At 24.0% G+C, this 14,074-nt stretch carries 12 protein-coding genes; 7 read left to right on the top strand and 5 right to left on the bottom strand.

Annotated features, from left to right (window positions below; all coding sequences use genetic code 4):
- Positions 1-219 precede the first annotated feature (219 nt).
- Complete coding sequence (mnmE, locus tag EXC65_RS02570; protein ID WP_165001334.1) at positions 220-1,551, bottom strand: tRNA uridine-5-carboxymethylaminomethyl(34) synthesis GTPase MnmE; 1,332 nt, start codon at positions 1,549-1,551, stop codon at positions 220-222.
- Positions 1,552-1,556: 5 nt separating this feature from the next.
- Complete coding sequence (locus tag EXC65_RS02565) at positions 1,557-3,173, bottom strand: ABC-F family ATP-binding cassette domain-containing protein (RefSeq protein ID WP_129719932.1); 1,617 nt, start codon at positions 3,171-3,173, stop codon at positions 1,557-1,559.
- A gap of 133 nt (positions 3,174-3,306) precedes the next feature.
- Here EXC65_RS02565 and EXC65_RS02560 point away from each other — a divergent pair, with 133 nt between their 5' ends.
- The 4 genes from EXC65_RS02560 to EXC65_RS02545 all read left to right on the top strand — a co-directional run bounded on the left by EXC65_RS02560 (position 3,307) and on the right by EXC65_RS02545 (position 7,246).
- Positions 3,307-3,879, top strand: coding sequence for a chromate transporter (locus EXC65_RS02560; protein WP_129719931.1), 573 nt, complete (start codon positions 3,307-3,309; stop codon positions 3,877-3,879).
- Positions 3,879-4,553: a chromate transporter gene (locus EXC65_RS02555; protein ID WP_129719930.1), complete on the top strand. Its 675-nt coding sequence runs from the start codon at positions 3,879-3,881 to the stop codon at positions 4,551-4,553. The genes EXC65_RS02560 and EXC65_RS02555 overlap by 1 nt, the downstream gene beginning before the upstream one ends.
- Positions 4,544-6,091, top strand: coding sequence for a GIY-YIG nuclease family protein (locus tag EXC65_RS02550; RefSeq protein WP_129719929.1), 1,548 nt, complete (start codon positions 4,544-4,546; stop codon positions 6,089-6,091). Before EXC65_RS02555 ends, EXC65_RS02550 begins: the two co-directional genes overlap by 10 nt.
- Before the next feature lie 609 nt (positions 6,092-6,700).
- Positions 6,701-7,246, top strand: coding sequence for a hypothetical protein (locus tag EXC65_RS02545; RefSeq protein WP_129719928.1), 546 nt, complete (start codon positions 6,701-6,703; stop codon positions 7,244-7,246).
- A 75-nt stretch (positions 7,247-7,321) separates the two neighbouring features.
- Here the strand turns inward: EXC65_RS02545 and EXC65_RS02540 are convergent, their stop codons facing one another.
- The 3 genes from EXC65_RS02540 to EXC65_RS02530 form a co-directional block, all read right to left on the bottom strand.
- Positions 7,322-7,879, bottom strand: coding sequence for a DJ-1/PfpI family protein (locus EXC65_RS02540; RefSeq protein WP_129719927.1), 558 nt, complete (start codon positions 7,877-7,879; stop codon positions 7,322-7,324).
- 12 nt (positions 7,880-7,891) lie between these two features.
- Positions 7,892-8,719: a ribosome biogenesis GTPase YlqF gene (gene ylqF / locus EXC65_RS02535; protein WP_129719926.1), complete on the bottom strand. Its 828-nt coding sequence runs from the start codon at positions 8,717-8,719 to the stop codon at positions 7,892-7,894.
- 136 nt (positions 8,720-8,855) lie between these two features.
- The gene (locus EXC65_RS02530; protein WP_129719925.1) at positions 8,856-9,734 is read right to left on the bottom strand and encodes a UTP--glucose-1-phosphate uridylyltransferase; all 879 of its coding nucleotides are present in this window, start codon (positions 9,732-9,734) and stop codon (positions 8,856-8,858) included.
- 139 nt (positions 9,735-9,873) lie between these two features.
- Between EXC65_RS02530 and dnaK the strand changes: the two genes are divergently transcribed.
- From dnaK to EXC65_RS02515, 3 genes are all read left to right on the top strand, one after another.
- The gene (gene dnaK, locus EXC65_RS02525) at positions 9,874-11,664 is read left to right on the top strand and encodes a molecular chaperone DnaK (RefSeq protein WP_129719924.1); all 1,791 of its coding nucleotides are present in this window, start codon (positions 9,874-9,876) and stop codon (positions 11,662-11,664) included.
- Between the two features lie 245 nt (positions 11,665-11,909).
- A complete protein-coding gene (locus EXC65_RS02520) occupies positions 11,910-13,316 on the top strand; it encodes an MFS transporter (protein ID WP_129719923.1) in 1,407 nt (468 codons plus the stop codon).
- On the top strand, positions 13,309-14,028 hold the full coding sequence (locus EXC65_RS02515) for a glycerophosphodiester phosphodiesterase family protein (protein ID WP_129719922.1): 720 nt from the start codon (positions 13,309-13,311) through the stop codon (positions 14,026-14,028). The genes EXC65_RS02520 and EXC65_RS02515 overlap by 8 nt, the downstream gene beginning before the upstream one ends.
- The last annotated feature ends 46 nt before the right edge of the window (positions 14,029-14,074 follow it).

The raw sequence follows: 14,074 nt of genomic DNA, 5'->3' as shown, positions 1-14,074 counted from the left end.
TACCATATCTTTCCATATAGATCATCACTTTTTTTATTTTTTATTATATATGTGATTTGTAAAATATTTATCTCATATATCAAAATTATATTACTTTACAAACTTTTTTTATAATATAAAACCAAAAAATAAAAAAAAATAAAAAAACAAGTAAATTATTAAGTTTTTTTATTTTAAAATGTCTAAAAAATAAAAAAAATACAAGCTGTTGCTTGTATATTATTTACCTAAACAAAATTTTTTAAACATAGTGTTTAGCATTAATTCATTATCTGCTTTTCCTGTGATATTAACAAGATTTTCTCAAGCTTGTCTTATATCGATAATAACAACTTCAGGACCATAATTTTCTTTTAAAGACATAAGTGCACTTTCGATATTTAAATATGCAGCTTTTATTAAAGATAATTGCCTTGAATTAATAACTAATTTTTCATTATTTAAATCAACATTTTTTACTAATTTATTAAGTGCTTTTTCTAGTTGTTCAATATCATTGTTTTTCACTGAAATTTGTATTTTTTCTTGTGAATTCTTTGTGTTTTCTTTTAATAAATCAATTTTGTTAAAAATTTTTAAATAAAATTTATTTAAAGCTTTTTCTTTAATTAACTCATCAAATTTATCTTCTTTTTTTGATGCATCAACAATATGAAGAATTATTTCTGCATTTTCAATTTGTTTTAATGCTTTATCTATCCCTATTTTTTCAATTGCATTTTTCGAATCACGAATTCCAGCGGTATCTTTAATAGTATACAAAATATTATTTAAAACAAACTGGCCTTCTACAATATCTCTTGTTGTGCCTTGAATCGATGAAACAATCGCTTTTTCTTCATTTAACAAATTATTTAATAATGATGATTTACCAACATTAGGTCTACCAACAATTGCAACACTTATACCTTGATAAATTAATCTTGATCTTTCTGAAATCTCGATTGTTTCTGATAATTCTTTCAAAATAAAAGACAATTTAGGAATCAAAATATCACTAGTTAAAATTTCAACATCGTCATATTCAGGATAATCAATGTTAACTTCTATTGTTCCGATTAAAAACACTAATTTTTCAATTAAAGAATTAATAAATTTGCTGGTTTGACCATCAAATTTTGCAACAGACATTTCAACCTGTTTTTTTGTTTTGGCATGAATTAAATCATTGATTGCCTCAGCTTTAACTAAATCAATTTTTCCATTTAGAAATGCTCTTTTACTAAACTCACCAGGTTCAGCTAATCTTGCACCATTAGCAAGCAAAAGTTCTAAAATAATATTAGTTACCACTATACCGCCATGTGCATTAATTTCTACAGTATCTTCACCTACAAAGTTTTTAGTTCCTTTAAATCACATTACTAAAACTTCATCAATAATTTTTTCTTTATCTTTGATATAACCATAAGTTATTTGATGGTTTTCACCAATTTTGCCATCAAAAATTTTTTTTACAATTTCAAATGCTTCCGGACCTGAAATTCTAATTATTGAAATAGCTTGATTAACATTATTTCCTGATGAAATAGCAGCTATTGTATCAAACATTAAAATTAATACCCCATTTTTTCTTCATATTCATCTAATGTACCACGGAATATAAATGAAGAATCATTTTTTATTTCTAAAATCACATTAGATACTTTTTTTACAAAAGCTCTATTATAAGTTGTAAAAATCAAAGCTGATTTATATTGTTCCAACCCTTCTATTACAGAATCTATTGATTCTGTGTCTAAATGATCTAATGGCTGATCAAAAAGTAAAAAGTTTGCTTCTTTAAGCATCATTCTAGAAAACATTAAACGTGCTTTTTCGCCACCTGAAGTAACTTGAACATTTTTAAAAACAGAATCACCACTAAAAAGCATTCTTCCTAAAAAACTTCTAATTTTATGATCTGAATTATCTTTATTTTCATCAAGTGAATTATCTAATGGTCATTTACTTAATCATTCTATTAAATTTTCTTCTTTATTAAAATATTCAGAATTATCTGAAGGAAAATATTCATATTTAATTGTAGATCCTCAATTAACAACGCCAGTTGTAGGGGTTTCTTTACCAATTAAAATTTCTAGAAGTTTTGTTTTAGCTATGTCATCTTCACCTAAAACTACCATTTTTTCTCCAGGCAAAACATCAAAAGTTAAATTCTGAAATAAAAATTCTCCTGTTGCAGGATTTTTATATGATAAATTTTCTACACTTAAAATTTGTTTACCAGGTTGTCTAAAGATATCAAATCTAATAAAAGGATATTTTCTTGATGAAGGTTTTATTTCATCTAATTGAATTTTTTCTAGTGATTTTTTTCTTGATGTTGCTTGTGATGATTTAGAAGCATTAGCAGAAAATTTAGCTATAAAAGCTTGTAATTTTTCAATTTGTTCTTCTTTTTTAGCATTAGCATTTTTTTGCATTTCTCTTAATAAAGTGGATGATTCTTTTCAGAAAGTGTAATTTCCTGTAAACATTTTAGCTTCATTAAAATCAATATCAACAATGTGTGTACAAATTTGATCTAAAAAATCACTATCATGAGAAACAACAATAACAATATTTTGATAATCAATTAAAAAGTTTTCAAGTCATTTAATTGCTTTAAGATCAAGGTGGTTTGTTGGTTCATCCATGATTAAAATGTCAGGATTACCAAATAATGCTTTGGCAAGTAAAACCTTTACTTTTTGTGAAGCTTTTAGTTCACTCATTTTTGAGTTTCATTTATCTTTTGGAATATCAAGTGCTGATAATAAGATTTGAGCATCGTTTTCAGCGCTTCAGCCACCAAGTAAACCATATTGTTCTTCTAATTCCCCAGCTTTTGTATAGTCTTCTTCTGTTGAATCTGGATTTTCATAAATTGCATTTTTTTCTTTTTGAATATTGTATAAAATTTCATTTCCCATAATAACAGTATCAGTTACAGTGTAATCATTATACATGTTATGATCTTGTGATAATACAGAAATTCTTTGGTTTTTATCTTTAACAACTTCGCCTGAAGTTGCTTCTACTTGGTTTGCTAAAATTTTCAAAAAAGTAGATTTTCCTGCTCCATTCGCTCCTATAATACCATAAGTATTACCTTCAACAAATTTTAAATTAACATTTGAAAAAAGTTTTTTATCTGAAAAAACTTTTGATAAGTTTCTTATTTCTAACATCTAAACCTCACTATAATAAAATTTATTTTAAATTTTACTATATTTTGTAGCTTTTTAATAAATTTAAATTTTTTTAACAAGCAAAATTAAAATATTTTTATTATTTTTTTATTATTAAAATATAATTTTTATTATGAAAAAAGATTTTTGAAAAGTGTTCTTTTTTATTATTAAATGCACTTTTGTAGGTTTTGGTGGTGGTAATGCCATTATGCCTGTAATTAAAGAATTCGCTGTTAATAAATATAAGTGAATTAGTGATGAAGAATTTAATGATGGAATTGTAGCATGTAATTTAATTCCAGGACCAGCTGTTATTGAGATGTTATCTTATATTGCGATAAAAAAATTAGGTAAATTTAAAGGTTCTTTGGTAGTTTTAATTGCTGTTATACCACATGTTACATTAGCTTTGATTTTATATTATTTAGCTTCTTATTTACCGCTAAAATATTTATATGTAATAAATGTAGGGGTTATTTCTGCACTAATAGGGATAATAGCAGCTTTTGCTTACCGTTTTTTAAAAAGTAGCATGAGTCAATTAAATCTTATTGTTTGAGTATTATTATTTTTATTTACTTTGCTTTTTTGCCTTTTTATACCAGCGCCCTTTAATATTCCTGCTATTCCATTGATTTGTATTATTTTTTCTATTTTTATATTAGAAATTATAAAAACGAAAAAAAGCAAAGGGAAAAAATAATGATTTTACTTTTAGGCGCGATATTTAGTTCATTAATAGCAATGGTAATAATTAGTTTGATTGTTTTTGGTGGTGGTCAAGTTTTCATGCCAATTTTTCAATCATTTTGACTATTTATAGGAAAAACTTTTAACTTAAATATAACACAAAAAGAAATTGATTTAGTTTTTACAATTTCAAATTTTACACCTGGAGTTGTATCAACGAAATTTTCAGCTTTTACAGGTTTATTAATTTCAGATAATTCTTGATGAGGAATACTTGTTTCTTTAATTTGTTATATTTTATTTTGTTTACCAGCTATTTTTATGATGATATTATCAACAAAATTATTAAAAAAAAGCAAACAAAATAAATATTTACTTAATTTAACGAAATATATTAATCCAGCACTTAGTGCCATTATGTTAGCATTAAGTATCCAACTTTTAATTTCCACTATGTTTCCAAATGTAATTTTTAACCGAAGTATCAATAATTACTTTAGTTGAAATAATGTAAAAAATAATAAAAAATTATTATTTTTTTCTAACTGAAGATTAATTGTATTATTGATTTTTGTACCTACATTTAGTATTTTTTCTTTTGTTTGATATCAAAAGAAAAAACCTATTTATTTTTTATTTATTATAGGAGTTATACTAGCATTTATTGCTTTTCAACCATGACTTTAACACTTGAAGAAAAAATCAAAAAAAATGTACCAGAAAAGCCTGGCGTTTACTTTTGAAAGCAAAATAATAAAATTATTTATATAGGTAAATCAGTTAATCTTAAAAAAAGAATGTTGCAATATTTTAAAGGAAGTGTTAATTCTTTTTTTACACCTAAAATGGTTGAAGAGATTGACGATTTTGAATTTATAATAACTAAAAATGAAAAAAGCGCTTTAATTCTTGAAGCAAATAAAATTGAACATTTTTTTCCAAAATATAATATTTTGTTAAAAAATAATGGTAAGTACCCATATTTAGCTGTAATTAAAGGGAAAACGATAAAATTTGAAGTTAAGTATAAATATGAAAAAAATAAAAATATATTTTATTTTGGACCTTTTCCACCTAAATTTGGTTTAGGTAATATAAAAAAAATTCTTGAAAAAGAATTTTTGTATGAAATTGGTTTTTTAATTCCTAAAAATGAATGAACTTTACCAAAAGTAGAAGAAACTTTTTTAAAAATAAAAAAAATTTTTTTAAACAAAAACACAAGTTTTTTAGCTTATTTAGATAATATATACCAAAAAGCTAAAATGGATGATACAAAATTAGAAATTGCACTTGAAATAAAAAAATCTATAGATTCTCTAAAAAAGAATTTTGAGGAAAGTCAGTTTATCAAACTTAATTCTAATAAACATTCTGATTTTATAACTTTTATTGAAAATGATAAAAACATAATTGTTGTTATATATTTTTATCGCTGAGGCTTTTTATTTAATTCAACTGAAGAAATTTTTGAAAAAAACATTGCTTTTGAAAATTTTGTTTTTGAGTTTTTGCAAATTTTTTATCAAAAAAATGTTATCCCTGATCAGATTATAATGAATTCAAAATTCAAAGATTTAAATCTTGATAACATATATTTTAAAGAAAAAATATTGTTTCCACAAAAAGGAGATATAGCTAATACTTTGAATAATTTAGAAAATCAAAGTTTAGAAAAAAATGAACAAATTTTAAATTTAGAAATTAAAAATGAAATTATTTTAAATGAGTTTAAAAATTTATTAAACTTAAAAAAATTAGACCATTTTTTAATTGTTGATAACTCATTTACAAATAAAGATTCAGCTATTGGTTTTGTTATGTTTTACAATAAATTAAAAAATATATCAAATAAAAATTTTTTTTACTTTCATCCTAAAAATGAAAAAAATTCAGATTTATTTTTAATGAAAAAAACAATTCAAAAATATTTTGAAAAAAACAATAAAAATTTTTTGATTGATTTAATTATTGTAGATGGTGGAAAATTACAAATTAATGCAGTAAAACAAATTTTAAAAAAAATGAAAATAAATGATGTTAAAGTGGCTGGGCTTGTTAAAAACGAAAAACACACAACTAATTATTTAATTAATGATGTTTTTGATCGATTAAATGTTTCTAAAGATTTATTTTTATTTTTATCAAAAATTCAACATAAAGTAGATTATATAGCGAAAAAAGGCTTTAATAAACTAAAAACAAAACAATTTACAAAAAGTTAAAAACAATATAAATAAACAAAATTAAATATTATATTTGTATAAGTAATTTAGTAAATAATTTTGCTAAATATAATGCAATTAAAGTATTGTAAACATTTACAAAACATGCGTTTTGCTTTGTAGATTTGCTATATTTTATTAAATAATTATCAAGAAAACTTAATAAAAACTAAAGAAAATCAATTTAAAAAATGTAAAAAATGAAATAATTTTTAAATTGAAGCAAATAAATAAATCTAATATAAATTTAGTGAGTTTTGTTAATATAAAATAAAAAAAATCAAAAATTAAAAATATAATTATTCAAAATAGAAACATAAAAAAACCATTAAAATTATTAATGTAAATATTAAATTATTTTTTTTCATTAAAAATAATAAAATAACTTATTTTTAGCATTTTTTATATTTTTCTAATAATAAGTATTGAACAAACAATGCTTATGCTAAAATAAAATTGCAATAATACTTTTTTGAATTTAAAGACAAAAATAAAAAATATATTTACAGAATCAACAAACTTTATAAGTGTTCTTGTCTTTGAAAAAATGAGTTTTTTTATTACATTTATTGAAAAATATTAGTTGAAAATTTTTTGGAGGGAAATACGTTGAAAAAAATTTTATTATCCTTAGCTGTGGTCTCAACTGCAATATTAAGTGTTTTTTCTTGTACTTATAATGAAAAAATAGAAAAAATAAAAAGTTACAGTTTAAAAAATATTAACCTTTTAGATAAATTTGTACTTAATAAAATTATTTATGATGAACCTTTTTCAAATGAATTTAAATATTTTAATAATTTTGATAGTTATAATAGTTTTTTTGCTACTTCCAAAGAAAAAGAAAAACAATCTTCCAAAGTCGACAAAGATTTTTTTAAAACAAAAGATTTGATATACATAAAAGAAATTGTTCGAAATGGCTATGAATGAAAAGGTTTTATTCCAAGCAAAATTAATAGTCTTGAGTTTAAAGAAAGTGAAAATACATTAATAGCTAACAAAAAGCCATATGAAAGCATAACTGGTATTGGTCTCCAAACCCATGATATAAAAAATGAAAGTTATATTACATTTTGAATCATTGCAATAGACAAAATGAAAGAAAATAATTCAATTAATGATAATACAGTTTTTAAAAAAAATTTTGAATAATTTTATTTTATTTTAAAAAAACACCAATAAATTACTTTTACAATTTAGGTAATCTATTGGTGTTTTTTTAAAAAATTAAAGTCCTATTAATTCATTTTGAATTATATTTTTATGGTTTTTGCCTTGAAAAATTTCAACTATTTTTAGTCCTAATTCTATTGCTGTAATAGGACTTCGAGCAGTAACAATTTTATTATCTACAACAACATTTTCAGGTACATAATTTTTGCCTTTAATATGATCTTTAATAGGATAGGCTGTATATTTAGTTTCAGAGCTGAAAACATTATTTTCAAATAATGCATTTGGTGCATCGCAAATTGCAAAAACTCATTTATCATTTTTAATAAATTTTTCTACAATTTCAAATGCTTTTTTATCTTGTCTTAACAATTGTGCACCTTGACCACCTGGGATAAATACAGCTTCATAATCATCTATATTTAAATCTGAACCAAAAATTGTATTTTTTATATTAACCAGGTTAAATTGTCCAGTAAAAACTTTTGTATTTTTGAAATTATAAAAATCAATATTTTCAAAAGTTTTTGCTTTAATTACTGTAGATAATACAGCAATTAATTCATAATCTTGAAATTTATCATGAATTAAAACTAACATTTTTTTTGTCATTTTCTCACCTTTTTAATCATATGTTACATTAGTTATTTTTCTTAAATAATTTCTAAATCATTGTGACGTTTTTTCAACATCCAATTTATTATTTTTTAATAAAAAATTTTTATTTTTAGCTAATAAATAGAGATTATTATATATTTCAACTTCATCTTCTGTTGGAGTTAAATTTAAATTTAAAATTTTTTCAGGATAATATTTAGATAATAATCTATAACCAAAAGTAAAAAAACTTTGTTTTGGGATTATATCTGGATTGATAGAACCAATAATAGCTAATTTCATAGCTACAAACTGATCATCAAATTTAGGTCATAGAATCCCTGGAGTATCTAATAATTGAATATTTTTTGCTTTAATTCATTGCTGTGATTTTGTAACACCTGGTTTATCACCAACTTTTGCTTTTGAAGATGCTAATAAATTAATTAATGTAGATTTACCACTATTTGGCACACCTACAACAAAAACTCTTAATTGCGGTTTCAACAATCCTTTTTGTAAATCTTTTTGTTTTTTTTCTTTTAATAGCTCATTGATATTTTCTAAAATAATTTTTTTTGAAAAATTATTTTTTAAATTAACTAAAATCACTTTTGATTTACTATTATTTTCGAATTTTTTTAAAATCAATTTTAGTTTTTTTAAATCACCATAATCTTTTTTTGTTATAACAAACAAACGTGGCTTGTGTGGAGAAATTTTATCAAATTCTTCATTATATGTACTTATAGGGGCGCGAGCATCCAAAACAATTACAAAAAGATCACAAATTTTTTCTTTTTCTTTTATTTCTTTTATAGCTTTAGACATATGTCCTGGAAATCAATGAATCATTCAATAATTATATATCATTTAAAAATATTTAATTTTAAATAGATATTTACAATATTTTAAAAATATATAAAACACGTTTGCTGATTATTAACAAAGGCGCTAAATATAATATTTATAATTTATATATATTAAATTATTATCTAATTTTTTTTATATGTTCTAAAATTGAGGTTTTTATATTCTTATCTCTTAGTGCATAATCAATATTTGCTTTAACAAAACCATCAATAGAACCTAAATCATATCTAATACCATCTAATTGATAAGCATAAATTTTCTGTTTTTTAATTAATCCATCAAAAGCATCCACTAATTGAATTTCATTATTAACAGTTGGTTTTAAATTTTTAAGTAAATCTAAAATTTCTGGTGTAAAAACATATCTACCAATTATTGCTTTATTGCTTGGCGCTGTTTCGATAGAAGGTTTTTCAACAGCTCCTATAATTTCAAACACTTTATTATTTTTTTCACTTTCATTTTTAGGTACAACAATACCATATTTATTCACTTCTTTAGCATCAACATTTGCAACACCAATAATTGATGATTGTTTTTGTTCAAATTGCTCAATCAACTGTTTTATTGCTGCTTTTTTATCATTATAAATTAAATCATCACCTAATATTATTCCGAAAGGTTCGTTGTTTATTGCTTCAGCAGCTATTGCTATTGCATGACCAAGACCTAGTTGTTCATTTTGGTAAACGACTTTAATAAATTTTTCTTTATTTGTTTTTTTTACTAAGTCTAATAAATGAATTTTATTTTTTTGCTTTAATTCTTCTTCAAGAAGCTCGTAAATTTTGAAATAATCCACAACTTCATTTTTTCTTGGTGATATAATCAAGATTATTTCAGAAATTCCAGCTTCTATGCACTCTTCAACTAAATAACTAATAGCAGGTTTATTTAAAATGGGCACCAACTCTTTATGTATTGATTTAGTTAAAGGTAAAAACCTTGTTCCTCAACCAGCAGCAGGGATAATAACTTTATTTATTTTCATAAGTAAATTTTACCTTAAAAAAAATAAATAAAAAAAAATTGGCAATATTTGCATTAGAGTGCTAATTTTGTGGTACAATGTTATTTAAGCTAAGAAAAAGCTTTTAAAAGGAAAAAATAAAAACACAAAATTAGGAGATTAAAACATGGCAAAAGAATTAATTTTAGGTATTGACTTAGGAACAACAAATTCTGTTGTTTCAATTATAGAAGATAAAAAACCAGTGGTTTTAGAAAATCCAAACGGAAAAAGAACAACACCTTCTGTTGTAGCTTTTAAAAATGGTGAAATAATTGTTGGTGAAATTGCAAAAAGACAACTTGAAACAAATCCAGATGCAATAGCATCAATCAAAAGATTAATGGGTACAACCAAAACAGTAAAAGCTAACAATAGAGAGTATAAACCAGAAGAAATTTCAGCTATTATTTTAGGTTATTTAAAAGAATATGCTGAAAAAAAAGCTGGTAAAAAAATTAATAAAGCAGTAATTACTGTTCCAGCTTATTTTGATAATGCTGAGCGTGAAGCAACTAAAACAGCAGGTAAAATTGCAGGGTTAGAAGTTTTGAGAATTATTAACGAACCTACAGCAGCAGCATTAGCCTTTGGACTTGATAAGTCAGATAAAGAAATGAAAATTTTAGTATTTGACTTAGGTGGAGGAACATTTGACGTTTCAGTTTTAGATTTAGCTGGAGGAACATTTGAGGTATTGTCCACAAGTGGGGATAATCGTCTTGGTGGAGATGATTGAGATAATGTGATTGTTGATTGATTAATTAAAAAAATTAAAGATGAATATAAATATGATGTATCAAATGACAAAATGGCATTAGCAAGACTTAAAGAAGAGGCAGAAAAAGCTAAAATTTCTTTATCTGCACAGTCTATCACTACAATTTCATTGCCTTTTTTAGCAGTTTCAGATACAGGACCAATTAATGTTGAAACCGAATTAAAAAGATCAGAATTTGAAAAAATGACTGCTCATTTATTAGATAGAACTAGAAAACCAATTATTGATGCATTAAAAGAAGCTAAACTTGAAGCTAAAGATTTAGATGAGATTTTATTAGTTGGGGGTTCAACTAGAATTCCTGCTGTTCAACAAATGATTGAGCATACATTAGGTAAAGTTCCTAACAGATCAATTAATCCAGATGAAGTTGTAGCAATTGGTGCTGCAATTCAAGGTGGGGTTTTAGCTGGGGAAATTGATGATGTTTTATTACTTGATGTTACACCTTTAACACTTGGTATTGAAACATTAGGAGGTATTTCAACACCTTTAATTCCTAGAAATACAACTATACCAGTTACAAAATCACAAATTTTTTCCACTGCCGCTGATAATCAATCAGAAGTTACAATTTCAGTTGTACAAGGTGAAAGACAAATGGCAGCTGACAACAAAGTTTTAGGTCAATTTAATTTATCAGGTATTGAACCAGCACCTAGAGGTGTTCCACAAATTGAAGTTTCTTTTTCAATTGATGTAAATGGAATTACAAAAGTAACAGCTAAAGATAAAAAAACAAACAAAGAACAAACAATTACAATTCAAAATTCAGGTCAATTATCAGAAGAAGAAATTCAAAAAATGGTAAAAGAAGCTGAAGAAAATAGAGAAGCTGATGCTAAGAAAAAAGAAAAAGTTGAAACTATTGTTAGAGCAGAAACATTAATAGCTCAAATTGAAAAATCAATAACTGATCAAGGTGATAAAGTTGATGCGCAACAAAAAGAAATGCTTGAAAAACAAATTGAGGAATTAAAAACATTAATTAAGGAAGAAAAAATTGATGAACTTAAAACAAAATTAGATCAAATTGAACAAGCAGCACAAGCATTCGCTAATCAAGCAGCAAATAATGCTCAAAGTTCAGAAGCAAACGATTCAGATGCAATTAAAGCTGATGTTGAAGAAAAATAAAATTTAACAAATCAAAATACAAACTTTAATTTAACACAAAAAGTTAAATTAAAGTTTTTTTATTTTTTAATTTTTTTATCTTAAAAACTTAAAAATATATTTTTTTATAGATTTTTTTATAAAAAATAAACACTTTTTTGTTTTTTCTTGACAAAAAAAAAAAAACTATGATTAATTATGTAGACTTGTTTTTTGCGCAAATTATTTATTTCTACACATAAAAAAAAAAAAAAAACAAGGAAAAAATGAAGTTTTTAAAATCAGTATTGGAGAAAATAACGCTAAAACAATTAATAATTTTAGCGATTCTTGCTGCAGCTGACGTTTTTGTTATTGCAGCACCATATTATATAAAAAACATTATTCCGAATTTACATAGTTATTTAGGAATAAATGAACATGATATTGCTAAGTTAACATCTATCATTGGATGAGTTACTTTAGCAACGCAATTACCTGGCGGTTTTTTAGCTAATAAATTTAGAAGTAAATATTTATTAGCACTCGCCACTTTGTCAACAGGTTTAATAACTATTTGATTTGGGATCAATATTTTAAATTCTAAATCTACTAGTCAAGAAAGTTTATTATTACAATACCAAATTATGTTTGGGCTTTGAGGTATTAGTACAACCTTAATTTTTTGAACCCCACTTTGAAAATTAGTTTCTCAACAAACTACAAAAGAAAATCAAGGTTTAGCTTATGGAATTCAAGGTGTTGCAAATGGAATAATCGGTTTTGTTTTAGTATTTTTATTAGGTCTTTTAATCACTAATGTGTGAGCGCCTAGACAAAAAGATTCAGCTGCACCTTTTGCAACTTATGCTTTTACTATTGCAATATTTTTAATTATTACTACAGTATTAGTAGTAGTTTATGTACCAGAAAAATTTACAAAATCAACAGAACCTTTAAGTCTCGAAAAAATAAAGAAAAATATTATTCATATTTTTAAAGCAATGTCAAATTGAAAATTGTGAATGCTTTCATTTTTCTTACTAGGTATGTATACTTTTCAGTCAGTTTTTGCTTATTATTTATTGCAAATGATTCAAAATGCCTTTTTAGGACCTGTATTGTTAGTAACAATTTTAGGTGGAATGCGAACATATTTAATGCGTGTAGCTATTTCAGGATTTGCAGGTAGACTTGCTGATAAATTTAGGTCTTATGTATTATTTTTAATGATAGTTTTAGGAATTGGAATTATTTTAATTGGAATAATGGTGCTCTTACCTTTTGCTGCTTCAAAATCAGGGGAAAGAAACATTTTTTTAATTATAGCTAGTTCATTTATTTTCATACTAGTTGGTTTATTGTCATGAATTATGGTTACATTAAGATATGCACAAGTAGGTGAAACACATATTGAAAAATCATCATATGCTTCATCAATTGGAATTTTAAGCTTTGTAGGTTTTAGTTCTGATGCTTGATTGTATGAGGTAACAGCTTATGTTGGAAAACAATACACAGAAGTGGGAAATAGTAATACATCTATTTTGGGTTACCAAATAATAATTATTATTTCATTATCTATTGCTTTAGTTGGACTACTTGCAGGTGCACTTGTATTTATTGCAAATACAAAAGAGCTTAAAAAATTAGGTAAAACTAACTATCGTTGAAGAGAATTAGAAAATGCCTAAACAATTATTGTTAGCACATAGAGGCTATATGGCTATCGCGCCTGAAAATACAGATTTAGCTTTTGAAACTGCAAATATATTTGGTTTCGATGGTGTAGAATTAGATGTTCATTTAACAAGTGATAGTCATTTAGTAATCATTCATGATGAAACAACAGAAAGAACAGCTTTAGCCAATAAAACAATAGCTAAAAGTACTCTATCAAATTTGAAAAAAGATGATCATAGTAAATTTTTTAAAATAACTGTGCCTGAGCAAAAAATTTTAACACTAAAAGAATTTTTAGATAAATATTTAAAAGTGTTTAAATATATTAATGTAGAAGTTAAAACGGATATTTATCATTATCCAAAAATTGAAGAAAAAATTTTAGAGTTATCTAAAAATTATTCATCTGATTTTTTTGATAAAATAATTTTTTCATCATTTAATTTTGAAACATTAAAAATTATGAAAAAATTAAATCCAAAATTTAAATTAGCTTTTTTATTTTGAAAAAAAACTGAATTTTATAAATTAAATGCTGAAGAAATAAAAAAAGTTTGTGATTATTTAAATCCTTGAGTTGATATTTATGATTCAATGAAATATAAATTAGATAAACTTCAAAAACCATATTTATTATGAACTATTAAGTCAGAAAAAATTTATAAAAAATATTTAAAAGATAAAAAAGTTTTTGGGCAAATTTCAAATTATAAATGAAAATAATTTTGACTAAAAATACACCACTGTTTCTAGTGGTGTATTTTTAGTC

This window comes from Mesomycoplasma neurolyticum (assembly GCF_900660485.1).
GTDB classification, from domain to species: Bacteria; Bacillota_I; Bacilli_A; order Mycoplasmatales; family Metamycoplasmataceae; genus Mesomycoplasma_A; species Mesomycoplasma_A neurolyticum.
The sequence above is the reverse complement of the archived record's forward strand: the minus strand, read 5'-3'. Positions and strand labels throughout refer to the sequence as shown.